Origin of the sequence: Pseudomonas sp. Z18(2022), from assembly GCF_036346535.1 — a bacterium.
Taxonomy (GTDB): Bacteria; Pseudomonadota; Gammaproteobacteria; order Pseudomonadales; family Pseudomonadaceae; genus Aquipseudomonas; species Aquipseudomonas yamanorum_A.
Map to the genome: position 1 here is coordinate 1 of NZ_JAOTOA010000027.1, position 22,526 is coordinate 22,526.

Here is a 22,526-nt window from a genome sequence, read left to right on the forward strand (position 1 = left end):
AACCTGCTTTACCGCAACCGCGATGGAAAGATAACGGCTGATGAGTTGCAAGCGGCGATCAACTTGCCGGCCCATGCGCAAACAATCTCGCAGCTGATTGTTCACAGTGAAAGCGAATGGCACCGCCCGCAACGGTGGGACATTTTGGATGAGATTCTTGGGCACAGTGGTTCGACGCCGCATTTGAATTGGCTGGCGGAGAAGGAGCGGATCAAGGAGTTGAGCTGGTGGGGGGAGGTGGCTGAGAGGGTAGGGTTACCTACTTATGGGAAGGTGTATCACTTTCATCCGGTGGCGTTGCCGAGTCAGTTTATGAGTTGTAGTGAAGGTGTGTTGATCTGCCATAAATGTCGTACAAAAATAAATTTGACCGAAGAGTTTGTTAAAAAAATATGTGGGGGTGGGGTTAAGGCGTCTTTCATTAAGGCGATGGTAGATGCGTCAGGGGGTATGTTTGAGAAATATGGCATAAATAGTTGCAGTCAGGTGACTCATCTTTTAGCACAGGCAAAAGTGGAGACTGGAGGATTTGTTGACTTTCGGGAGTCTCTAAATTACTCAAGAAAGACCTATACGGCTAAAAAGCTATATCGTCTGTCTCCAAGTGTAATAAATGCTGGATTCTCTAGAAGAGGTATGGCGTTTTTGGATGAGGAGCGTAAGTTAAAGTGGATAGAAGAGAACTTAATAGCAAACGATGCGGCGTATGGTATGCATTGCTATGGAAGTGATGAACAGCCAGGTAAAGATTTTCGTGGTCGCGGGCTGATTCATTTAACTCACTACGAGACGTATAAAAAGTGTGCCTTGGAAACAGGTTTGGCAGTTGATTCAAATCCTGATTTGTTGGAGCGCGATTACTCGATCGCTATAGAAACTGCATTGTGGTTCTGGAGATGGCGAGGCATAGCAGCGATCGCAGATAACGGTCACTTATCAAGTGACTCTGCCGTTACTGCTGTCACTCGCCCAATAAATGCGGGGCTTGCAGGTTTGTCTGAGCGTAAGCAACATAAACGGGATATTACGTCTATTTTCTATCATAATTTTAAGAGTGGTTGTTCAGAATATGATTAGGCTAATTGGGTTCTTGGTTTTTATTTTTGTAAGAAATGCTGTTGGAAGTGAAAGCTTTTGCAACAAGGCTGGGTTGGGGCAGGCCTATCCTCCCAAAGACATATCAGGAGGGGTAGTGTGCTTTGTTTACACTAGAGCAGACGAACAATACGATGGCGATTTTTCAAAAAGCCCTGATGGGATATCTGTGTTTTTTTTTCGAAAGTCAGAGGGGGCGAAGCTTGTCTATGAATTTCCATATGCTGGAACTCGAGGGAAAATCAACGATGCATTTTTTATCCCAGTTGGCAAAAAATATGGTGAGGTACTATTTGTTATTCATAGTATTGAAACGCCAAGGTCTTGGGACCCTGTAAGTGATGTTTATGATGTGAGTGTGATAAGGTTTCAGGGTGAGGTTCCAATTCTGGATAAACGGCTTTCCCGTTTTTTTGATATGGGGGGCGACTTTGTCGATGCACAAGGTCAGCCTACATATTTTTATCCCTATAAGGATAGAACAGCTGTAGAGGCGGCGGTACGCTCGCCTCTCTTTGATGTCGTCAGGACGTCAAGTCCGGTTGAAGGGGTTGTAAGGGAAAAGTCTTTCCTTTATCGCGGTGACTCTGAGCCCAGCTTTAAAACGGGGATGTATTTGATAAAAGGGGATAAGGTTAAGGTAGAGGACTCGACGGGCGGCAGATGCAAAGTTACCTACGCCGCAAAATTGAAATCGATCACGATGTGGATCGATTGTAAGTCGATAGTTTTCTAGGTTTATGTCTAAGTTTCCTGTTTCGGAATGAATCAAACTCAAAATAAAAACCTCCTCAACGGATTAATCAAAGCTTATGAAAAACATAATCCGCATCGGTGACAAAACTACCGGCAACGGCACGGTCCTATCCGGCTCCTCGAGCATGCGTTTCGCGAACATCGGAGTCGCCCGCCATGGTGATCCGGTGGAGTGTCCTGTTTCCGGCCACGGCAGAACTGTTATTGCGGAGGGAAATCCAGCATTTCGCGACGACGGCATTACCGTGGCCTTTCAAGGTCATCGCTGTGCGTGCGGTTGTACGTTGATTTCGTCACTACCTGAAGTGAGTGCAAGCTAGTCATGCCGGTCAAATTGAATCAAGTTCCGCCACCGGCATCGCGTCCGTCACCGCCTCGCGTTTGGCTTTGGCTGGCGCTGTTACCTTTGCTCTTGCTGGTGGCTTCTGGCGGTGCATTATTGTTCAGCAGTCAACCCTTGCAGGAACAGGTCGATGTCTTCTGGGGGATCGTTGTGGGCGTGCCGACTTTTGGTTGGTGTCTGTTGGTTTTCGGGCGTTTTTTACTGTATTTCGATCAAAAGCATGCAGCCAATGGTTGGGATCAGGCTAGGGACCAGGATTTGGCTGAGCGAAAACGCCGTGGCCGACGCTCGCAGCAGGTATTGAGTGTGAGTTTGCATACTGCTCTGGGGGACCCGAAGGTCCAGTTGGACGAGCTGCTTGGTGGGAGCCAAAGGCCAACGGCCCTGCCGTCCAGAATGGCGCCGGCATTGTTGTGCAAAAGTTGCTTGTCGGCCGATACGCCAGACCCTGAACAAGCGCTGTTAAAGGTGATGGGGCGGGTGCTCGATGATTTATTGCCCGCTCTTACGAAACTCCCAAACGACACGCCACTGGGCTTATTGTTGGAAATCGATAGTGGTTTTCCGGAGGCCCAGTGGCGCCGAGTATGGGGGCAGGCCTGGAGTGAGGCAGGGATTCGTCAGCCGGTTGTTTCGGTTGATAGCAGCGGGTTGTTTGCAGTGGATCAATGGCTCGACCAGCGTATCTCCGATAAGGCGCTGTTGTTGGTTGTGGCAATCCAATTTGCCCAGGCCCAGCCACAAGGCGCGAGTGAGGTTGCCGTCGGGATCCTGTTGGGTAACCGGCTGACGCAAACCACTCTGTCGCCAATGGCTTATCTGCATCGCCCTGAGCAGGAGCATGGACCGACCTTGGAGGCGCTGCGTTATGCCGTTTTCCAAGCACTCGACTGGGTGCCACTGCCCGGGCGCTTCATCGAGCATGTTTGGCGAGTGGGCGTGGGGAAACAGCGTAACGCTGCGCTGACAGCGGTGCTGAATGAGGTCGCGATGCCAATGCCACAGAGCCAGGGACTTCATGATCTAGATACCTTGCTGGGGTGCACAGGCAAGGCATCACCCTGGCTGGCGATCGCTGCCGCAACGCAAACTTTTCAACGCGGTGCCGGACCGCAATTCATTTTCAGCGGAAGTAGCGGTGTTGACTCGCTGCTCTGGGGCACGGCGTTGACGCCTGTGCCGACGCTTTCTCAGTAGGAGGCTTGGATGCCGTTTCGAGACGTTGTCGGGTTTGGAGTTCTGGTCTGCGTGTTGTTTCTGATATTGCTGGCTGGGCGCTTTTTGTTGGCGGGAGCGCGGGGGCGTGCCAATTATGGCCAACATGGTGCGGACGATTTGCCGCCGCCTCCACAACTGGAACAGCCAGGAGTTTCGCCCGATAAGGCTCCTGACCTTCAATTTCATCTGCGTGAACAATATGGCCTCTTCTGGCGCCGAAAAGTCCGCCTGCTCCTAGTCATCGGCGAACCCGCCGAAATCGCAGCCATCGCCCCAACCCTGGCCGATCAGAAGTGGCTGGAAGGTCAAGGCACCGTCCTGCTATGGGGCGGCAGCGCGCAGGCCAAACTGAATCAATCATTCCCAGACCAATGGAGCGGCCTGAGCCGCTGGCGCGCACTGGACGGTGTGGTCTGGGCACTGAATAAAACCCAAACCGCCGACGACCCTGCAATGAGCGCAGGCGTACGCGAGGTGCAGCGCCTCGCCAGTGGCGTGAAGTGGCAACTGCCGTTATACCTCTGGCAGGTCTGCGAAAGTGAGTGGCCTCAAGACACCCGCCAGGCGCACCCAGTGGGCTGCCTGCTGCCCGAGCGCTTTACGGCGGCAGCGTTGGAAACCTCTCTAACGCGCCTGCTGGAGCCTTTGCGTCGCGAGGGTCTGGCGCAGATCAGCACCGTGATGAAGCATGACTTCCTGCTGCGCCTGTCCCGGGATTTACAGGGCGAGGGCATCGCCCGCTGGCGTCATGCGCTGGGGCCTTTCGGCGATACGTTTGCCCATGAGGTGCCCCTGCGTGGCCTGTGGTTCAGCCTGCCGGTACAGCGCACGCCGCATGATAGAGAACATGACTGGTCAGTTGCCCCGGTGTGGCATGGGGTAACCAACGATAACGCCAGCGGCCGCCGGCTGGGCTGGAGCGCGCCGCGAGTCGGGTATGCGTTGGCGTTGGGTCTGGCGCTGGTGTGGGGCGCCGGCTTGCTGCTGTCCTTCGCCAGCAACCGCGTACAAATCGCCCAGGTACAAACATCATTGGCGGCATTGCAGCAGTCGGGAAGCCCCGACGAGCAACTCAGCGCGCTCAACGATCTGGTGCGCGAACTGGGGCGCCTCGACTACCGCGCCAAACACGGCACGCCCTGGTATCAACGCTTCGGTCTGAACCGGAATCAAGACCTGCTCGCGGTGCTGTGGCCGCGTTACGTCGAAGCCAATAATCGCTTGATTCGCGACCCGGCGGCCGCCCATTTGCACCGCCAGCTCAGCGCGTTGATCAGCCTGCCCCCGGACAGCGAACAACGGGCTGAACGTGCCCAGGAGGCCTACGAGCAATTGAAGGCGTACCTGATGATGGCGCGCCCGGCAAAAGCCGACGCCACCTTCCTGGCCCAGGCCCTGGGCAACGCCGAGCCGCTGCGCGAGGGTGTGTCGCCGGGCCTGTGGCAGGGCCTGGCGCCTAATCTGTGGCGGTTCTATGGCGAACACCTGTCGGCGCATCCGGCCTGGGCGATCCAGGCCGACCCGAAGCTGGTGGCTCAGGCCCGACGGGTCTTGCTCAGCCAACTGGGCCAGCGCAACGCCGAAACCCATCTGTACCAGCAGGTCCTCGATGCGGCCGCCAATCAATACCCTGAGCTGCACCTGCAAACCATGACCGGCGAAACCGATGCCACGGCGCTGTTCCATACCGTGGCCAGTGTGCCGGGCGTGTTCACCCGTCAGGCCTGGGAAGGGCAGGTACGTCAGGCCATCGACACTATCGCCGAAGCCCGCCGTGAAGAAATCGACTGGGTGCTCAGCGACAACCAGACCGAAATCGCCACCGAGCTGACCCCGGAGGTGCTCAGGGAGCGCCTCGTCGAGCGTTACTTTCAGGATTACGCCAGTGCCTGGCTGGACTTTCTCAACAGCCTGCGCTGGAACCAGGCCAGCAGTCTGAGTGATGTGATCGACCAGCTGACACTGATGACCGACGTGCGCCAATCGCCCTTGATCGCGTTGATGAATACCCTGGCCTATCAAGGGCAGGCTGGCACGCGCAGCCAGGCCTTGGCCGACTCGCTGGTGCGCTCCGCACAAAAGCTGATCACGCAAGACAAAGTGCCAATGATTGACCAACTGGCACAAGCACCGCGCAGCCCGCTGGACGCCACCTTCGGCCCGCTGTTGACCCTGCTCGGCAAAGACCCGCAGGGCCAGGCCGACAATGATCGGTTGAGCCTGCAAGCGTTCCTGACCCGCGTCACCCGGCTGCGCCTGAAACTGCAGCAAGTGAGCAACGCTCCCGATCCGCAGGAAATGACCCAGGCGCTGGCGCAAACCGTGTTTCAGGGCAAAAGCGTGGACCTGACGCAAACCCAGTCCTACGGCAGCCTGGTCGCGGCGAGCCTGGGAGCCGAATGGAATGGGATCGGTCACACCCTGTTTGTGCAGCCGCTGGACGAAGCCTGGCAGCGAGTATTGCAACCCTCGGCCGCGGGGCTTAACAGCCAGTGGCAGCGTGCGATCGTGCGTGATTGGCAGAGTGCCTTCGCCGGGCGCTACCCGTTTGCAGAAACCGCCAGCGATGCTTCCCTGCCGATGCTGGGGCAGATGATCCGCGCCGACTCCGGACGCATCGAGCAGTTTTTGCGCAGCCAACTGAGCGGCGTGCTGCGCAAGGAAGGCAGCCGCTGGGTCGCCGACCCGCGCCATAGTCAGGGGTTACGCATCAATCCACAGTTCCTGGCGGCGATCAATCAGCTCAGCCACCTGGCCGACGTGATCTACACCGACGGCGGCATGGGGTTGAGCTTCGAACTCCAGGGCAAGGCCGCCCGGGACATCGTGCAAACCACCTTCATCCTCAACGGCGAACGGCACCACTACTTCAACCAGAAAGAAAGCTGGCAGCGTTTCAATTGGCCTGGTCGCAGCGACTACCCAGGGGCGAGCCTGAGCTGGACCAGCATCCACACCGGCGAGCGCTTGTTCGGTGATTATCAGGGCACCTGGGGCTTGATCCGCCTGTTGGAGAAAGCCCGAATCACCACCTTGGACGACGGTGACAGTCGTTACCGCATGGTCCTGAAAGCGCCTGATGGCCTGAACCTGACCTGGAACCTGCGCACCGAACTGGGGGCAGGGCCATTGGCGTTGCTCAAGCTGCGTAACTTCGCATTGCCGCCGCAGATATTTCTCAACGAGGGCGCCGTTGCAGAGCCCTATGCACAGAACGGAGGCTTTGAATGAGCCTGCACGCTTTGATCTCCCACTGCCTGGGCGACCGCGATCCTTTGGTCCTGGCTCGCAGCCAGGCGGAACGCTGGCAACCCTGGCTCCAACCCATCAGCAGCCATTCGCCGGCAGGCGAAGACCCAGGCTATGACGATGACTTCCAACGCATGCGCGAGGAGGTCAACCAACTGTCCGGCGCGGATGCAGAACGGGTGGCCCAGTTGGCAGAAAAGCTGCTGATCCACACTTGCAAAGACCTGCGGGTGGCCACCTATTACCTGTGGGCGCGCTTGCAGAAGGATGGGGAGGCTGGGCTGGCTGACGGCCTGACGTTGCTTGCCGCATTAGTGGAGCGTTTCGCCGCTGATGTACTGCCGGTGCGCGCCAATAGCCGCAAGATGGCCCTGGAATGGCTGGCCAGCGGCAAGGTGCTGGACAGCCTGTCGCTGTACCCCGAGGTGGTGCGCAGCGAAGCCGAGCGCACGGTGGCGGCGTTGGCTTGGCTTGAACGCGGGCTTGCAGCCTGGCCGCAGGATCAGCGCCCAGCCTTGGGTGCATTTTACGGCGCGCTGTCCACCCGGTTGACTCAGTCCGGCGGAGTGGATGCTCTGGTGCCGCAGCACAGCGCCAGCCATGAGTCGAACGCGCACACATCGCCTAGCGCCACGGCCATCAAGTCCGGACGCGATCTGTTGGACAGCGGCAGGGCGCTGGCAGGTTATTTGCGCGAGCAGCCCCAGGGTTGGCTGGCGGCGCATCGGCTGATGAAGAGTTTGCGTTGGGACACAGTGCACCAGGCGCCACCTGAGGAAGCCAGCGGCCACACTCGGCTGGCGTCGCCCCGTGGCGACTATCGGGCACAGCTCAAGCGCCTCTACCTGCAACAGAGCTGGACTGAACTGCTCGACCAGGTCGAGCGGATATACGCCGAAGGCGTGAACCATTTCTGGCTGGATTTGCAGTGGTACCTCTACCAGGCGCTGAGCAAACAGCCCGCGCCACAAGACAGTTGGGCGGACATCGTCAAGCGTGACCTGGGCATGTTTCTCGACCGCTTGCCGGGCCTGGAACTGCTGCACTGGAGCGACGGTGCGCCGTTCGCGGACGAGATTACCCGTGACTGGATCACCCAGCACGTCACTGGCAATCGCGCGCAGCAATGGCTGGCCGCACCGAAGGCGGTGCCAACCACCGCTGACACAGACATCTTGTCGCTGGAGAGCGAGGCCCTGGCTCAGGCCGACAGCGCCGGCGTAGAAGTCGCACTCGCGTGGCTGGCGGCCCGGCCCGACATGCAGACCGGCCGCCAGCGCTGGCTGCTGCGGCTGTTGATGGCGCGTGTGGCGGAGCAATACGGCAAAAGTGACCTGGCCATGCACCTGTTGGCCGAACTGGACGCCACCGCGCAGCACCACGCGTTGGATGTGTGGGAGCCGGAGCTGAATTTCGAGGTCAAGGCTCGCCTGCTCAAGCTGTTGCGTCTGAAGGCGCAACGCACCGATGCCGACAAACCCTCCCTGACCCGGCGCACCGAGGCGCTGCTGGCAGCGCTGGTCGCAATTGACCCGGTAAGCGCGGCTGTGCTCTGCGGCTAACCCTCTTTCATCTGGAGTCTTTCTGTGAGCATGGACAATTTGACACTGCGCTACTACGACGCCGAAATGCGTTACCTGCGCGAGGCCGGCAAGGAGTTCGCCGAAGCCTTCCCGGATCGAGCGGCCCAGCTCAATCTGGATAAACCGGGCGCGCAAGACCCTTATGTGGAACGGCTGTTCGAAGGGTTTGCCTTCTTGATGGGGCGTCTGCGGGAGAAGCTTGACGATGACTTGCCGGAGCTGACCGAGGGGCTGGTGAGCCTGTTGTGGCCGCATTATTTGCGCACCATTCCGTCGCTGTCGGTGATCGAGCTGGTGCCGGAGCTGGCGCAGATGAAATGCAGCGAGTCCGTTGGCAAGGGGTTTGAGGTGTTATCCCAACCCATCGGCCCGCAAGCTACTCGTTGTCGTTACACCACCACTCAGGACCTGACCTTGCAGCCGCTGGCCCTGGAGTCGGTGCGGTTGGCTTATGAGCCAGACGGACGCTCGCTGCTGCGTCTGCGCTTTGCCTGCGGCGCGTTGACGGACTGGAACCAGCTCGACCTGAGCCGTCTGCCGCTGTACCTGAGCGCCGATGCACCGCTGGCCAGCGCCTTGCACCAGGCGCTGACGCTAAACACCCAGGCGCTGTACGTGCGTCTGCCTGGGCAAGACGAACGCGAAGCCCTTGACGGCCATTTCGCGCCCAAGGGCTTCGCCGACGAGGATCGCCTGTGGCCCAAGGGCGATAGCGCGTTCAGTGGCTATCAGTTGCTGTTGGAGTACTTCACGTTTCGCGAGAAGTTCATGTTCGTGACCCTCTGTGGTCTGGAACAACTCAGCCTCAACGCCGGTACACCCTGGTTCGAACTGGACGTGGTGTTGCGTGAGGCGTGGCCGCGTGAATTCAGTGTGAGCAGCGAACACATTCGCCTGCATGCGGTGCCGGTGATCAACCTGTTCGCGCTGGACTGCGACCCCTTGACGCTGGCGCCGTTGCAAACGGACTACCTGCTGCGGCCCATGCGGTTGCAGGACGGGCACACCGAAATTTATTCGGTCGACCAGGTGACCTCGTCAAAGAGCAACGTACGCCACGACTACGTGCCCTTCAGCAGCTTTCGCCACAAGGGCGGAATGCTGCGTGACGATGCCCCGGAGTGGTATTTCCATACCCGTTTAAAACGTTCGGCCAAGGGCTTGCATGACACCTGGTTGATCCTGGGCGGTGACGGGTTCGACAAGGATCTGCTAAGCAACAGCGAAAGCCTGTCGTTACGCTTGACCGGCACCAACGGACTGCTACCCCGCAAGGCCCTGCAAAGCACCTTGCTCGACACCGTCATGCAGTCCACTCAGACCGGCCTGCGGGTACGTAACCTGTGCGCCCCCAGCTTGCCGTGCTACCCACCCAGCCGTGACCGTTTTCATTGGCGCGTACTCAGTCATCTGGGTTCCAACTTCCTGCCGATGCTCGACAGCGCCGAGGTACTGCGCGGCACCCTGGCACTGTACGACTGGACCGGCAGTGAGCTGAACCGTCGTCGGCTGCAAGCGATCGTCGAGGTTCGCCACCATCTGGTTCAGCGCTTCGAGAAGGGCTTTCTGCTGCGGGGGGTGGATATTGAAATCACTCTCGACGCCCATGGTTTTTCAGGGGAGGGCGATATCAGCCTGTTCGGCGAGATGCTCCATCGCTTCTTTGGCCTGTACGCCGATATTCATTTGTTCAACCAGCTCACGCTGATCCTGCAACCTACTGGAAAGTGCCTGCGATGGAACGAGAACCACAGTCAGCGTATTCCCGGCTGAAAGCTTCCGGGTTACTGGAGGCGCTGGACGGGCGGGTCGCCGAGGCGAACCTCTACCGGTTCTGCCAGTTGCTGGAACAGGCGTTGCCCAATCACCCGCCACTGGGGAGCTCCGCGCATCCGGCGGATGATCCGGTGCGCTTTCGGCCTGACCCTGGCATGGGATTTCCTGCGGGGGAACTAAAGGCCATCGAAACCTGTGGGGACCTGCCTGAACGTCCTGCGACGGTACGCACGCGCCTGCTCGGGCTTTACGGCGTTGACTCGCCGATGCCAACGACCTTTCAGGACGATATCGCCCAGCGTCGCGAAGGTCACGAAGCGTTGGAGGCATTCCTGGATATTTTCAACCACCGGATCTTCACCCAGTTCTATCGCATCTGGCGCAAGTATTCCTACCCGGCGACGTTCGAGGCAGGTGGTAGTGACGCAACGTCACAGTGCCTGCTGGGGTTGATCGGCCTGGGGATTCCCGGTACGGCCAAGCAGATTGCTACGCCGGTCTCGCGCTTTCTTGCGCTGCTCAGCGTGATGCGCCTGCCTACCCGCAATGCCGAGGGGATCAGCGCATTGGTCAAGCTGTTGGCACCTGATACCGAGGCGCGGGTAACACCGCACTGGCCACAAAAAGTTGCGTTGGTTCAGCCGGCCAGTCTGTCGAAGCGTCATCCGGTGAGTTTGTCCCAAGGGACGCCATTGGGCAGCGTCGGCGTTGATGCCAACAGCCAGTTGCACCTCGCGCTGTTCACTGAGGACCTGAACGAAGCGCGTAGCTGGTTGCCGGGCGGCCTGTTGCACAACGACTTGCTGGTGTTGTTGAGGGTATATCTGGGCTGGCGTTGCACCGCGAAATTGCAGCTGTCTCTGCCTATAAATAGCCTCCCCAGTCCCGTGTTGGGTGGCACGCCGGTGCTGCTGGGCATGACCGGCGTCCTGGGGCTGGGCAGTGAGGCCTGGCAGGTCGGCGAACACGAAACCATCACCATCAATCTGGGCCGATACCAAGGCCTGCACAGCAACCCCCGATTCCGAGAGGCACAGCATGTCGCATATCATTTTTAATCTATTGAAGGTGACGCTGCTTGGCGCACTGCTCACCGGGTGCGGGCTGACTCAGACAGTGAGTGATGCCACCACGTCTGCGGCCAAGGCCATCTTCTTTAAGCAAGTGAAAACCCTGCACCTGGACTTTACCGGCCGAGCAGCGACGAACGCTGACAGGACGGACATGACCGGGCTAACGGTGCCAACAGTAGTGCGCGTGTACCAACTGCGCGACAACAAAACCATGGAAAAAGCCGCCTACGACAGTGTGTTGAGCGACGCTGACAACCTGCTGCGTGCCGACCTGCTGGACCAGCAAGCGCTGGTGATCAAGCCCGGGGAGGGGGCACAGCTGGATGTGCCGCTGGATAAAGACGCTCAATTCGTTACGGTCGTGGCGTTGTTCCGCACGCCCGACACGCGGATGAACACGTGGCGCCTGACGCTGACCCGCGACGATCTGGACCCGGACCGAGCCAGGGTGATTGAGCTCGGCGACAATCGACTGGCCCTGAAACCATTGGCACCGGAGTAAGCCGTGAGCGAACTGAACCCCTCGCTTTACGAAATGCTTTTGCAGAATTTCGACGGCGAACTCGACATGTACCGCGTCCGGGAAGAGGACCAACACACGTTATCGGTGCTGGATAACCTGCGGCGCATTCTCAACAGCCGGGCGGGATCCCTCAGTCACCTGCCGGATTATGGCCTGCCGGATATGGCGCAGACGCTGCAAGGGCTGCCTGCCTCGGCGCATGGGCTGATGGGAACGCTGATGAATACGTTGCTCAAGTACGAACCGCGTCTGGAAGCCGTCAACATCGAACTGTTGCCACAGATCCGGCCCGGCCATTTGGAATATTCCCTCGATGTACAACTGAAAAACGGCGAGCGGGCGACCTTCGGCACAACCCTGGCGCCCGAGGGCAAAGTATTGGTACGTCATTTAAGACAGCAGGACTACTTGTCGAAGCCGTAAACCTGTAACGGAAGGGAAGCTGGATGACAGCGTTATTTGAAATGCGTGTTCGAGTCGGTGGCGATCCTCGCGGCTTTGGTGAGTTCACTGCCTTGCGGGACGAGTTGGCCAAGCTGAGCCATCCGGCATGTCCGGACGTCGACTGGGCAAAGGTTGAACAGTTGTGCCTGACGTTGTTTCAGAACAACGGCGCGGAGCTGCAGACCGCCGCTGCTTTTGCGTTGGCGCGCAGCCAACGCTACGGCCTGGAGGGCATGGCCCATGGAGTGACGCTGATTGAGGCGTTATGCAGCGAATGGACTACGGTGTGGCCCCCTAAGACTTCGGTGCGTTTGGGTATTCTCGCCTGGCTGTTTGGCCAATGGCAGCCGTTGCTGCGCCGCGTGGAAAGTAGCTGTCAGGCAGTGCCCGTCCTTGAGCGCCTGGGCGGTGAACTGGATCGGTTGGCCGCGCAGTTGGATGGTCAGGGGCAGGCGCCTCTGGTCAGCCTGCAGGCGGTGCGTCATCAGGTTGGCAGTTTGATGCGGCGTTTGGAGCGCAGCCAAAATGCAGGTGGAGCGGACCTGATGTTGACGAGCGCCCCGGAACCGGCCTTTGTCCTGCCGGTGGTTATCCTGCCCGCCCTACCAATGCCAGAGTTGCCGCCTGCGGTCTCCCGAAAGCCCCGTATCGTTCTGTGGCTGTTTGCGCTGATCACATTGATGGCGCTGGGTGGTGGTTGCTGGTGGTGGGTTGATCAACGCGTCCAGCCGCAACCAGCGGTGCCCGGCACTGTGCACCTGGACAGCCTGTCGCTGTTCGATGCCGGCAGCATCGAGCTCAAACCCGGCTCGACCAAGGTGCTGATCAATGCACTGGTCAACATCAAGGCCCAGCCCGGCTGGCTGATCGTGATCGTCGGGCACACCGACACAACCGGCGACGCCGAGCAGAACCTCCAACTCTCCTACGCCCGTGCCTCGGCGGTACGCGACTGGATGCAGCGTATGGGTGATCTTCCGGATAATTGCTTTGCCGTCCAGGGCGCGGCAGGCAAGCAGCCGATCGCCAGCAATGACACGGCATCTGGACGAGCAGCCAACCGTCGGGTGGATATACGTCTGATGCCACAAGCACAGGCCTGTGCGCTGTCGGAGACTGGGGAGGGCTAAGCCGTTGCGAACCACGCATAGTGCAACTCAGGCCAGCACCGCCACCGCCTTGATCTGCGCCCACAACGTCTGGCCCGGATGCAGTTGCAACTGGTCCCGTGAGTACCGGGTGATGCGCGCCAGCAACGGTGTGCCGGCCGCATCGAGGCTTACCAGCACATGGGCGGCGTTATCCGCCGGGATCTCCTGTGTCACCGTCACCGGCAGGCGATTGAGGATGCTGCTGTGCTCCTCGGCCTGCAGGCTCAGGCTGACGTCCCGGGCCTGGATCTTGAAGCGCAACGATTTGCCCAGCGCCAGCGGCGCATGGGCCACGCGCATCTGCAGTTGGCTGGCGGGCAGTTGCAGGGTGAGCAATTGGTAGTGTGCGTCGTAGGCGCTGACGGTGCCGTTGATCACCACGCCGGCGTCGTCGCCCAGGGCCATGGGCAGGTCCAGCCGGGCCAGGGTTTCGCCGATGGGGCCGCTGGCCAGGGCCTTGCCGTCGCTGAGCAATACGATGTGATCGGCCAGGCGCGCCACTTCGTCCTGGGCATGGCTGACGTACAGCACCGGAATCTCAAGCTCATCGTGCAGGCGTTCGAGGTACGGCAGGATTTCGCTTTTGCGTTTGCTGTCCAGTGCCGCCAGCGGTTCGTCCATCAGCAGCAGGCTCGGGCTGGTAAGCAGCGCGCGGGCAATGCCGATGCGCTGGCGTTCGCCGCCGGAGAGGTGCTGCGGGTGGCGGTCCAGCAAGTGGCCGATGCCCAGCAACTCCGTCGCGTGGGCCATGTCGACCCGCCGTTGCGCGCGCGGGATGCGCTTGAGACCGAACTCCAGGTTGGCCAGCACCGACAAGTGCGGGAACAGGCTGGCTTCTTGAAACACATAGCCCAGGGCGCGCCTGTGGGGTGGCACGAACAGGCCTTTGCGGCTGTCTTGCCAGACCTCGTCGTTGATCTGCACGAAGCCTTCTTCGGCCCGTTCCAGCCCGGCGATGCAACGCAGGCAGGTGGTCTTGCCGGAGCCGGAATGGCCATACAGCGCCGTCACCCCGCGACCGGGCAATTGCAGGTCGACGTCCAGGGCAAACCCGGAGTACTTCAGTTGCAGGCGCACCTCGATCATCGACATCAGCTCCAGCCCGCTTTGGTTTTACGGCTGGAGTAGAGCGCCAGCAACACCAGGAATGAAAACACCACCATGGACCCGGCCAGCCAGTGAGCCTGGGCGTATTCCATGGCTTCGACGTGGTCGTAGATCTGCACCGAGACCACCCGGGTCTTGTTTGGAATATTGCCGCCGATCATCAGCACCACGCCGAACTCACCGACAGTGTGGGCAAAACCGAGAATCGACGCGGTGATAAACCCCGGGCGTGCCAGGGGCAGGATCACCGTGAAGAAGGTGTCCCAGGGATTGGCCCGCAACGTCGCGGCCACTTCCAGTGGGCGAGTGCCGATGGCGGAGAAAGCGTTTTGCAACGGCTGCACCACAAACGGCATGGAATAGATCACCGAGCCGATCACCAGCCCGGCGAAGCTGAAGGTCAGGGTGCCCAGGCCCAGCCATTGGGTGAACTGGCCGAAATAGCCGTTCGGGCCCATCGTCAGCAGCAGGTAGAAGCCGATCACCGTAGGCGGTAACACCAACGGCAAGGCGACCACTGCGCCAATGGGGCCGCGCCACCACGAACGGGTGCGCGACAGCCACAGGGCGATCGGAGTGCCGATGATCAGCAGGATAACCGTGGTCAGCGACGCCAGTTTCAGGGTCAACCAGATCGCGGAAAAATCGGCACTCGACAGCGGCATTTACAGCTCGTAACCGTAGGACTTGATCACTGCGGCGGCTTTCGGACCTTTCAGGTATTCAACCAGGGCCTTGGCGGCGGCACTGTCCTTGCCTTTGTTAAGGATCACGGCGTCTTGCTTGATCGGGTCATGCATCGACGACGGCACGATCCAGGCCGAACCGCTGGTGACCTTGCCGTCCTTGTAGATCTGCGACAGCGCGACAAAACCCAGCTCGGCGTTGCCGGTGGACACGAACTGATAGGCCTGGGTGATGTTCTGGCCTTCAACGAGCTTGTCCTTGACCTTCTCGGTCAGGCCTTCCTTCGCCAGCACCTGGGTGGCGGCCAGGCCATAAGGCGCGGCTTTCGGGTTGGCGATGGACAGGTGCTGGAATTGATTTTTCTTCAGCACCTCGCCCTTGGCATCCACGTAGCCTTCCTTGGCCGACCACAGCGCCAGGGTGCCGACCGCGTAGGTGAAGCGCGAGCCCTTGACGGTGTCGCCTTCGGCCTCGAGTTTCTGCGGGGTGGTGTCGTCGGCGCTGAGGAACACTTCAAACGGCGCGCCGTTCTTGATCTGTGTGTAAAACTGGCCGGTGGCGCCATAGGCGGCGACCAGTTTGTGGCCGGTGTCTTTTTCAAAGTCGGCGGCAATTGCCTGGATCGGGGCGGTGAAGTTGGCAGCCACGGCCACCTGTACTTCATCGGCATTCGCCGAGGCGAAGGCAAACGCGGCGATCAGGGTGGCAAGGGCCGTGGGGGCCAGGCGTGAGGCGCGAATCATCATCAAGAAGCTCCTTGGGGGTTTGCGGCTTGTTATAGGCAGAGGGGGTCTACCGCTATGTATGGGAATATATAGCGGTTGGCCACTGCCGGTACAGTGCAAAGTTGCCCCGGGAGTTCAGGTTCAGCGCCGGCCGAGTTTTTCCAGGGTCTGCGCGGCCAGTTCCAGCGTCAGGTCATAGGTTGAAATGTCTTTGCCGAGGCGCAGTGCCTGGCCCGACCACAGGTTACTGAAGCCGGCTTCATCCTTGGCCTTGAGTGGCATCAACGCACCGCCGGACAGCGGAAACGCCGGGGCCGTCGGGTTGATCGCGCCGAGCTCGCGCATCACCCGGTTGATGATGCCCCGCGCCGGGCGCCCGGTGAACAGGTTGGTCAGCGCGGTTTCACTGGCTTGTGCCGTGCGCAAGGCGTGGTGGTGTGACTTCGAGACGGTGGCCTCGGGGGTGAACAGGTAGGCCGTACCGATCTGTACCGCCGACGCGCCGAGGGCCAAGGCGGCGACAATGCCCCGTGCATCCCCGATACCACCGGCCGCAATCACCGGCACGCTCACGGCGTCGACGATCTGTGGCACCAGGGCCATGGTGCCAATCTGGCTATTCAGGTTGTCGCCGAGGAATATCCCGCGATGACCGCCGGCTTCGTAGCCCATGGCGATGATTGCGTCGCAGCCGTGCTGTTCCAGCCAGATGGCTTCTTCCACGGTGGTCGCCGACGAGAGTACTTTCGCCCCGGTGGCCTTGACCCGCTCCAGCAGGGATTTTTCCGGCAGGCCGAAGTGAAAACTCACCACTTCCGGGCGCAATTCCTCTACCACTTCACAGGCGGCGTTGTTGAAGGGGGCGCGGTTGGACACAGGCGTCGGGGCGTCAAAGTCGGCGCCCAGTTCGCGGTAATAGGGTTCCAGCAGGTTCTTCCACTGTCGGTCGCGTTCTGCATCCGGCGGGGGAGGCTGGTGGCAGAAGAAATTGACGTTCAGTGGTCGTGTGCTGGCTTGGCGGATAGTGGCCAGCGCTTCACGCAGTTGCTCGATGCTCAGCGCGGCGGCCGGCATCGAACCGAGGGCGCCGGCCGCGTTGGCGGCGATCACCATGGCGGTGCTCGTGGCATTGGCCATGGGCGCCTGAATAATGGGTAGCTCAATGCCCAGCAGGTCAAGAATTCGGGTGTCTGGCCAGGTGCTCATGGGGCGCTTCTCCAACGATGGAATGCTGTACCGTCGTTTTAGCAGGGCCAAGTAGCACCAGGCCAGTCTGTATTATTCACTGGACGAATCCAGTGTTTCGTGGGCGACCATCAATCGATGGCGTGGCCCAATACCTCATGAATCCGCTGGGCAATATGTGCGGCGTGGGTTTCCAGGGCGAAGTGGCCGGTGTCGAGCAATTCCACCACTGCGTTCGCGTTGTCGCGTTTATAGGCATGGGCGCCCGGCGGGATGAAGAACGGATCGTTCTGGCCCCAGATCACCAGCGCCGGCACTTGCGTGGCCTTGAAAAACGCCTGGAACGCCGGGTACAGCGTCAGGTTGTTACGGTAGTCGAGGAACAGGTCCAGCTGGATCTCGTCATTGCCGGGGCGCTGCATCAACAGCACGTCAAGCATGTAGGACTCCGGTGCAACCAGCTCCGGTTGCGAAACGCCATGCAGGTACTGATAGCGCGTGCCTTCCAGGCTGATCACCGCATTGCGGATCACCTCACGATTGGCCTGGCTTGGTTCTGCCCAATAGGCGCGAATCGGTGCCCAGGCATCACCCAAACCTTCCAGATAGGCGTTACCGTTCTGCGACACCAGCGCGCTGACCCGTTCCGGGTGCGCCACCGCCAGACGCAGGCCTACCGGTGCGCCGTAGTCGAACACGTAGAGGGCATAACGGCTCAGTTGCAGGGCGTCGACGAAGTGGCCGACGGTGATCGCCAGGTTGTCGAAGCTGTACCGGTAATTGCGTTCGGCGGGGACTTCGGTGAAGCCGAAGCCTGGAAGGTCCGGCGCGATGACCCGGTAACGCGTGGCGAGCAGCGGGATCAGGTCGCGGTACATGTGGGACGAGCTGGGGAAGCCGTGCAGCAGCAACAGCACGGGGGCGGACGGGTCACCGGCTTCGCGGTAGAAGATGCGCACGCCATCGGCATCAACGTGCTGGTAGCGAACCACTGGGGCGGTAATCGACATGATCGGAGTCCTCTCTGTAACTAGATAAATTTATTTTTTGGGTTACTGGATTTCAGCCTGCGCTGGAAAATGTAACCTGTCAAATTAATTTATAGGGTTACTTTTTTGCGCATTCTGTAACTATCCAAAAGCGCAATAAACGGTTACGATGACGCGGACTTGCAGAGGACCCGCCATGACCGCTATCACCTCATCCCCATTGGAACCCTACGTTCTGGCCGACCACCCGGTGCTGGACATGCTCAACACCCGGGCCAATGTCGACGGCGTGCCCTTTGAATTCTGGCAAGGCGATGGCGATGTCGAACGCTGGCTGGTGCGACTTGGCTGGTGCGATGAGGGCGCGGTGCCGGTGTTCGAGAAGGGCGCTTTGCTGGGCGCGGCGCGAGGATTGCGGGAAGTGATCCGGCTGTTGCTGGAACAGCGCAAGGCCGGTGAGCAGGGCGACCCTGGCGCACTGAATGGATTTTTGCGCAAGGCGGTCAGCCACCCGCAGCTGGCTTGGCCGGCGCCCGGTGAGTTACGCCTGGAGCGCCAGCGCAAACAGCAAACGGCTGAGCAATTCTTGTCGCCGATTGCCGAAGCCGCCGCGACGTTGCTGGTGGAAGGGGATTTCGGCCTGATTCGCACCTGTGAGCATCCCGAGTGCGTGCTGTGGTTCTACGACCGTACCAAGGGCCACAAGCGCCGCTGGTGCAGCATGGCGCTGTGTGGCAACCGGCATAAGGTAGCGGAGTTTCGCAAACGTAAACTCCAGTAACCGTCTTCAGGATTCTGCCGGGCTTTCGCGCTCCAGCAATTGCCGTTTGCGCTCAACGCCCCAGCGATAGCCCGACAGGTTACCGTCGGCGCGCACCACACGGTGGCAGGGAATCGCCACGGCCAGGCTGTTGGCGCCACAGGCCTGGGCCACGGCGCGGTAGGCGGTAGGTGCGCCGATACGCTGGGCGATCTCGGCGTAGCTGGCGGTGCAACCCACCGGAATTTCCCGCAGGGCCTGCCAGACCCGTTCCTGGAACGCGGTGCCGCGCAGGTCCAGGGGCAAGTCCAGGCCCAGGGCCGGCGCCTCAATGAAACCCACCACTTGGGCAATCAGTTGCTCGAAGTCATGATCGGCCCCCAACAGGTTGGCGCGAGGAAACTGGTCCTGCAGGTCACGCACCAGTTTGTCCGGGTCATCCCCCAGCAGGATCGCGCACACGCCGCGATTGCTCTGCGCCACCAGGATTGCGCCCAATGAGCATTCGCCGACGGCAAAGCGAATGTCCGTGTTGGTGCCGCCCGCCTTGTAGTCGCGAGGCTTCATGCCGAGCAATTGGTCGGCAGCCTCGTAAAAGCGGCTGTTGGAGTTGAACCCGGCGTCATACAGCGCATCGGTCACCGAGTGCTGGTCCTTGAGCCCGTCGCGTACCTTGCGCGAGCGATGGGCGCTGGCGTAGCGCTTGGGTGTCAGGCCGGTCACCGCTTTGAACACCCGGTGGAAATGGAACGGGCTCAAGCCGGCGAGGTCGGCCAGGGCTTCGAGGGGCGGCAAGGTTTCGGCCTGTTCGATGTGCCGGCAGGCGGCGGCCACCAGTTGTGCATGGCGTGCAGCCACCTGGGTCTGGTCTCCCGACGAACGTTTGTTGGGCCGGTAGCCCGCGGCTTCGGCCTGTTGCGGGGTGTCAAAGAACTCGACGTTCTCCGGGCGCGGCCGCCGTGCGGAACTGCTGGGGCGGCAGTACACACCGGTGGTTTTCACGCCATAGACGAAAGTGAGGTCGGCTCTGGCGTCGCGGGCGACGATGGCGGCCCAGCGGGGATCGAGTTCGGTGGCGTGAGGCGCGGTCATGGTGATGGCTCCTGGATGAAGAGTGCCAGGTTAGTCCCGTGGGGCATTCGCATCACTCCGATGCTTGCGGTCAAATTCATCCGGCGGTTCGGAATGTCAGGTTGATGCGTTGCGGCCCCATGACTGGATGCGTGCCAGGCTTGATCGGCATGACGCCGTGAAACCGCAGGCGATCCACACCGCCCCACACCACCACGTCGCCATGGAACAACGAGACCTTTTGCGTCTTGTCGCTGCGTTCATGGCCGCCGAACAGAAAGATCGCCGGCAGCCCCAGTGATACCGATACCACAGGGGCTGCGTAGCGGCGCTCGTTCTTGTCCTGGTGCAGGGACATTTTGGCCCCGGGCACATACCGGTTGATCAGGCAGGCATCCGGCTCAAAGTCATCGAAACCCGCATCTGCCGCCGCCATCACGGCGAGTTGGCGCAATGTGGCAGGCAGGGCTGGCCAGGGTTGTTGGTTGTTGGGGTCAATCGCAGAGTAGCGATAGCCGGTAGGGTCGGTTGTCCAGCCCAACTCGCCGCAACTGCTCAACGCCGCCGACATGGTAAAGCCGCCCGGCGTGACCATTTGCCGGAACGGCGATTGAGCCAATACGCGTCGCAGTTCCGGCAGCAAACGCTCGACCCAGGGCAGGGCATAACCCCTGAGGACGTAGGACTGCTCACCGATTTGTTCGCGGCCCGAGGGCTGCTGCAAGGCCTCGTCGGCAAACAGATCGGCGGTGGTGCCGGGATGGGTCTTACTGCGCATCGTGAAAAATCACTCCCAAGGTATGCCGCGTGCCACTGTGCAGAACACTGACCCCATGACGCAAGGTCACCCGATGAAACCCCCTCACACTGGGCATCGGCCGCTGGTTGACCGCGAAGATCGCCGCGTCGCCCCTGTTCAGCGGGACCACCTGCGCCCGGGATTGCATTCTTGGGCGTTGTTCCGTCAATACCAGCTCCCCGCCACGAAAGTCCTCTCCCGGCTGGGACAACAGGATGGCAACTTGCAGGGGAAACACGTGTTCCCCATACAGATCCTGGTGCAGGCAGTTGTAGTCGCCCGGGCCGTATTACAGCAATAACGGGGTAGGGCGCTGCTGGCCGGCAGCGTGGCAACGGGCGAGGAACCGGGCATGATCGGCCGGGTAGGTGATGGGCAGGTTCATCTGTTCGTTCCAGCGATTGGCCTGGGGCGCCAGGTACCCATACAGCTGTTCACGCAGCTCGCTGATCGGTGGTGGCAGCGGATAGCGGAAATACTTGTACTCGCCCCGGCCAAAGCCGTGCCTGGCCATCAGCACATGGGAGCGAAACAGGTCGTGTCGGGGATAGTGGCCGCTCAGTTCAGCGCACTCATGCTGATTCAGCAAGGCAGGAATCAGTGCGTTGCCCTGTTGATCGAGGTCCTGCTCGATCGCGCGCCAGTCCAGATTGGCCAGGCGCTCTTGCAGTGGGGTAGAAGACATCGACGAGTTCCTGTGGCAGCGGATAAAGGCGGCCAGTCTAGGAAGTCACCCGTGTCATGACACTCCGATGCTTGCGCTCGAATTACAGGGCCTTGCTTACATTGATATCAGTGATTTCATCGCTGGCATCGTGGATTTTCGCCAGGGCTTCCTTGGCTTCCTCGATGCTGCCAGCTTGCAGTTGGGCGAATTCGAAACGGCGCTCACCGTTGAGTTTGTACTTGATCACATATTTGGTGGTGGTCACGGGCATTCCTGTCAGCTCAGTTTAGAATTGGTACGGCGCACGATGCGGATCTTGTGGGACAAGGTCGGCTTCTTGGTCACGCTGATGGCGCGGCGGGTCACGACGTCCAGGGTAATGTTCCAGAACCCGGTGCTCGGCGCGGTGATTTTTGCCGGGAACTTGTCAAACGCGCCGCCGTGGTAGGTATGGCGGCCGCCGTTCTTGAAGCTGCGAAAGTTGGCGTCGCTCATCAGGCGGATGTTGCAGGTTTGCGAGCATTCAATGACGACAATGTCTCCCTCATTAAGGTGTTCGCGCTGGTGGATGAATTTCATGGGGTGTCTCCAGAAGGGCTTTTTCTGAAAAATCAGAACGATACGTAGGTTAAGATAGAGTTTATCAGCCCCAGCACGTTTATTATCGGACCGTCGTCGACGACTTCGACAATTTAAAACAGTTATTTACCGAGTTATCAGGGATAAATCCAACGTGGGCGGGAGAAAAATACCTTCCCCGCTGTCGTAGGGTCTTTATCGGAGGTTTTTTATATGAAGTGGAGTGTGTTGGTTCTGGCCCTGGCGTTGGGTGGATGTGCTTCGGTGGCGGATATCAAGCAGACCCCACCGACGCTGGCAGTGATCTCTGGCAAAAAGCCGCAGGAATACGCGGCGTGTGTGGTCCAGAAACTGTCCAAAACCCGCCGGCCATCGCAGATCGAGCCCCACAAGGATGGTGTGCAAGTGATTGTGCCGCAGAAGTTCTCTGCTGATCCGTCGGCTATCTTCGAAATTGAAGAGCGCTCCAGCGGCAGCAGCATCAAGCTCTACGAGAGCATGTCCAATGTGCCTATTCGCCCAGGTGACGTGAAGGCAGCGGGGGAGGCTTGCATTTCCGGTTGAGCCTGTAAGCCGCACACCTTCGAATCCGCTCAAAAAGCCCGGCCTGCAATCGCAGTGTCGGGTTTTTTGTGCGTGTTTTTTGTGCGTAGTCCCTTTCTGTAGGTTTTGAGTGTTGTAGCTATCGGACCATTACCCTACCATTTGTAGGCTTATGCCTAATTCGCCTAAGCATATAACTATAA

22 protein-coding genes and 1 pseudogene are annotated in these 22,526 nt (G+C 59.9%); 13 read left to right on the forward strand and 10 right to left on the reverse strand.

Translation table 11 applies throughout. From position 1 onward, the window contains the following. From V3W39_RS29865 to V3W39_RS29915, 11 genes are all read left to right on the forward strand, one after another. The coding region (locus V3W39_RS29865; RefSeq protein ID WP_330213907.1) for a glycoside hydrolase family 19 protein at positions 1-1,077 on the forward strand (1,077 nt) is incomplete at its 5' end. Continuing rightward, positions 1,070-1,831 carry a hypothetical protein gene (locus V3W39_RS29870; protein WP_330213908.1) on the forward strand — a complete coding sequence of 254 codons (762 nt, stop codon included), beginning with the start codon at positions 1,070-1,072 and terminating at the stop codon, positions 1,829-1,831. The genes V3W39_RS29865 and V3W39_RS29870, both read left to right, overlap by 8 nt. A gap of 76 nt (positions 1,832-1,907) precedes the next feature. Beyond that, positions 1,908-2,171, forward strand: a complete 264-nt coding sequence (locus V3W39_RS29875; protein WP_177046509.1) for a PAAR domain-containing protein — start codon at positions 1,908-1,910, stop codon at positions 2,169-2,171. Between the two features lie 2 nt (positions 2,172-2,173). Beyond that, positions 2,174-3,391, forward strand: a complete 1,218-nt coding sequence (locus V3W39_RS29880; RefSeq protein ID WP_330213909.1) for a hypothetical protein — start codon at positions 2,174-2,176, stop codon at positions 3,389-3,391. A gap of 9 nt (positions 3,392-3,400) precedes the next feature. Next, positions 3,401-6,643 (forward strand): ImcF-related family protein, encoded by a 3,243-nt coding sequence (locus V3W39_RS29885; RefSeq protein WP_330213910.1) that lies wholly within the window; start codon positions 3,401-3,403, stop codon positions 6,641-6,643. Continuing rightward, positions 6,640-8,223: a type VI secretion system protein TssA gene (tssA, locus tag V3W39_RS29890; RefSeq protein ID WP_330213911.1), complete on the forward strand. Its 1,584-nt coding sequence runs from the start codon at positions 6,640-6,642 to the stop codon at positions 8,221-8,223. The genes V3W39_RS29885 and tssA overlap by 4 nt, the downstream gene beginning before the upstream one ends. Positions 8,224-8,247: 24 nt before the next feature. Beyond that, positions 8,248-10,017, forward strand: coding sequence for a type VI secretion system baseplate subunit TssF (gene tssF, locus V3W39_RS29895; RefSeq protein WP_330213912.1), 1,770 nt, complete (start codon positions 8,248-8,250; stop codon positions 10,015-10,017). Beyond that, complete coding sequence (gene tssG / locus V3W39_RS29900) at positions 9,981-11,078, forward strand: type VI secretion system baseplate subunit TssG (RefSeq protein WP_177079782.1); 1,098 nt, start codon at positions 9,981-9,983, stop codon at positions 11,076-11,078. The genes tssF and tssG overlap by 37 nt, the downstream gene beginning before the upstream one ends. Further along, positions 11,059-11,595, forward strand: a complete 537-nt coding sequence (gene tssJ / locus V3W39_RS29905; RefSeq protein ID WP_330213913.1) for a type VI secretion system lipoprotein TssJ — start codon at positions 11,059-11,061, stop codon at positions 11,593-11,595. Before tssG ends, tssJ begins: the two co-directional genes overlap by 20 nt. 3 nt (positions 11,596-11,598) lie before the next feature. Continuing rightward, positions 11,599-12,039: a type VI secretion system baseplate subunit TssE gene (tssE, locus tag V3W39_RS29910; protein WP_177079780.1), complete on the forward strand. Its 441-nt coding sequence runs from the start codon at positions 11,599-11,601 to the stop codon at positions 12,037-12,039. A gap of 23 nt (positions 12,040-12,062) precedes the next feature. Beyond that, entirely contained in the window at positions 12,063-13,190 is a 1,128-nt protein-coding gene (locus tag V3W39_RS29915) for an OmpA family protein (protein ID WP_330213914.1), read from the forward strand. A 27-nt stretch (positions 13,191-13,217) separates the two neighbouring features. Here V3W39_RS29915 and modC read toward each other — a convergent pair whose 3' ends face one another. From modC to V3W39_RS29940, 5 genes are all read right to left on the reverse strand, one after another. After that, a complete protein-coding gene (modC, locus tag V3W39_RS29920) occupies positions 13,218-14,297 on the reverse strand; it encodes a molybdenum ABC transporter ATP-binding protein (protein ID WP_330213941.1) in 1,080 nt (359 codons plus the stop codon). A 5-nt stretch (positions 14,298-14,302) separates the two neighbouring features. Then, positions 14,303-14,983 carry a molybdate ABC transporter permease subunit gene (gene modB / locus V3W39_RS29925; RefSeq protein WP_003212595.1) on the reverse strand — a complete coding sequence of 227 codons (681 nt, stop codon included), beginning with the start codon at positions 14,981-14,983 and terminating at the stop codon, positions 14,303-14,305. Continuing rightward, a complete protein-coding gene (gene modA, locus V3W39_RS29930; protein WP_256352355.1) occupies positions 14,984-15,751 on the reverse strand; it encodes a molybdate ABC transporter substrate-binding protein in 768 nt (255 codons plus the stop codon). A 120-nt stretch (positions 15,752-15,871) separates the two neighbouring features. Next, the gene (locus V3W39_RS29935) at positions 15,872-16,936 is read right to left on the reverse strand and encodes an NAD(P)H-dependent flavin oxidoreductase (RefSeq protein WP_330213915.1); all 1,065 of its coding nucleotides are present in this window, start codon (positions 16,934-16,936) and stop codon (positions 15,872-15,874) included. Between the two features lie 110 nt (positions 16,937-17,046). Continuing rightward, positions 17,047-17,925, reverse strand: coding sequence for an alpha/beta fold hydrolase (locus V3W39_RS29940; RefSeq protein WP_294736517.1), 879 nt, complete (start codon positions 17,923-17,925; stop codon positions 17,047-17,049). Positions 17,926-18,100: 175 nt separating this feature from the next. Between V3W39_RS29940 and V3W39_RS29945 the strand changes: the two genes are divergently transcribed. Further along, positions 18,101-18,685 carry a CGNR zinc finger domain-containing protein gene (locus V3W39_RS29945; RefSeq protein ID WP_330213916.1) on the forward strand — a complete coding sequence of 195 codons (585 nt, stop codon included), beginning with the start codon at positions 18,101-18,103 and terminating at the stop codon, positions 18,683-18,685. Positions 18,686-18,691: 6 nt separating this feature from the next. Here V3W39_RS29945 and ada read toward each other — a convergent pair whose 3' ends face one another. The 5 genes and pseudogenes from ada to V3W39_RS29970 form a co-directional block, all read right to left on the reverse strand. Further along, a complete protein-coding gene (gene ada / locus V3W39_RS29950) occupies positions 18,692-19,756 on the reverse strand; it encodes a bifunctional DNA-binding transcriptional regulator/O6-methylguanine-DNA methyltransferase Ada (protein ID WP_177046439.1) in 1,065 nt (354 codons plus the stop codon). Positions 19,757-19,832: 76 nt separating this feature from the next. After that, positions 19,833-20,513, reverse strand: coding sequence for a DNA oxidative demethylase AlkB (alkB, locus tag V3W39_RS29955; RefSeq protein ID WP_177046437.1), 681 nt, complete (start codon positions 20,511-20,513; stop codon positions 19,833-19,835). Beyond that, positions 20,503-21,219 (reverse strand): annotated as a pseudogene (locus V3W39_RS29960) (2OG-Fe(II) oxygenase). The gene alkB and the pseudogene V3W39_RS29960 overlap by 11 nt, the downstream one beginning before the upstream one ends. 82 nt (positions 21,220-21,301) lie before the next feature. Continuing rightward, on the reverse strand, positions 21,302-21,466 hold the full coding sequence (locus tag V3W39_RS29965; protein ID WP_177046340.1) for a hypothetical protein: 165 nt from the start codon (positions 21,464-21,466) through the stop codon (positions 21,302-21,304). A gap of 11 nt (positions 21,467-21,477) precedes the next feature. Continuing rightward, positions 21,478-21,780, reverse strand: coding sequence for a DUF1883 domain-containing protein (locus tag V3W39_RS29970; RefSeq protein ID WP_003212586.1), 303 nt, complete (start codon positions 21,778-21,780; stop codon positions 21,478-21,480). Between the two features lie 213 nt (positions 21,781-21,993). On the opposite strand from V3W39_RS29970, the gene V3W39_RS29975 reads away from it, so the two are divergent. Then, positions 21,994-22,344: a hypothetical protein gene (locus V3W39_RS29975; protein ID WP_003212585.1), complete on the forward strand. Its 351-nt coding sequence runs from the start codon at positions 21,994-21,996 to the stop codon at positions 22,342-22,344. Positions 22,345-22,526: the final 182 nt, after the last annotated feature.

Excerpts from the sequence above, each read along its gene's own strand:
- V3W39_RS29870 (WP_330213908.1), top strand. The coding sequence starts at position 1,070 with ATGATTAGGCTAATTGGGTTCTTGGTTTTTATTTTTGTAAGAAATGCT.
- V3W39_RS29875 (WP_177046509.1), top strand. The coding sequence starts at position 1,908 with ATGAAAAACATAATCCGCATCGGTGACAAAACTACCGGCAACGGCACG.
- V3W39_RS29880 (WP_330213909.1), top strand. The coding sequence starts at position 2,174 with ATGCCGGTCAAATTGAATCAAGTTCCGCCACCGGCATCGCGTCCGTCA.
- V3W39_RS29885 (WP_330213910.1), top strand. The coding sequence starts at position 3,401 with ATGCCGTTTCGAGACGTTGTCGGGTTTGGAGTTCTGGTCTGCGTGTTG.
- tssA (WP_330213911.1), top strand. The coding sequence starts at position 6,640 with ATGAGCCTGCACGCTTTGATCTCCCACTGCCTGGGCGACCGCGATCCT.
- tssG (WP_177079782.1), top strand. The coding sequence starts at position 9,981 with ATGGAACGAGAACCACAGTCAGCGTATTCCCGGCTGAAAGCTTCCGGG.
- tssJ (WP_330213913.1), top strand. The coding sequence starts at position 11,059 with ATGTCGCATATCATTTTTAATCTATTGAAGGTGACGCTGCTTGGCGCA.
- V3W39_RS29915 (WP_330213914.1), top strand. The coding sequence starts at position 12,063 with ATGACAGCGTTATTTGAAATGCGTGTTCGAGTCGGTGGCGATCCTCGC.
- modC (WP_330213941.1), bottom strand. The coding sequence starts at position 14,297 with ATGATCGAGGTGCGCCTGCAACTGAAGTACTCCGGGTTTGCCCTGGAC.
- modB (WP_003212595.1), bottom strand. The coding sequence starts at position 14,983 with ATGCCGCTGTCGAGTGCCGATTTTTCCGCGATCTGGTTGACCCTGAAA.
- modA (WP_256352355.1), bottom strand. The coding sequence starts at position 15,751 with ATGATGATTCGCGCCTCACGCCTGGCCCCCACGGCCCTTGCCACCCTG.
- V3W39_RS29935 (WP_330213915.1), bottom strand. The coding sequence starts at position 16,936 with ATGAGCACCTGGCCAGACACCCGAATTCTTGACCTGCTGGGCATTGAG.
- V3W39_RS29940 (WP_294736517.1), bottom strand. The coding sequence starts at position 17,925 with ATGTCGATTACCGCCCCAGTGGTTCGCTACCAGCACGTTGATGCCGAT.
- V3W39_RS29945 (WP_330213916.1), top strand. The coding sequence starts at position 18,101 with ATGACCGCTATCACCTCATCCCCATTGGAACCCTACGTTCTGGCCGAC.
- ada (WP_177046439.1), bottom strand. The coding sequence starts at position 19,756 with ATGACCGCGCCTCACGCCACCGAACTCGATCCCCGCTGGGCCGCCATC.
- alkB (WP_177046437.1), bottom strand. The coding sequence starts at position 20,513 with ATGCGCAGTAAGACCCATCCCGGCACCACCGCCGATCTGTTTGCCGAC.
- V3W39_RS29970 (WP_003212586.1), bottom strand. The coding sequence starts at position 21,780 with ATGAAATTCATCCACCAGCGCGAACACCTTAATGAGGGAGACATTGTC.
- V3W39_RS29975 (WP_003212585.1), top strand. The coding sequence starts at position 21,994 with ATGAAGTGGAGTGTGTTGGTTCTGGCCCTGGCGTTGGGTGGATGTGCT.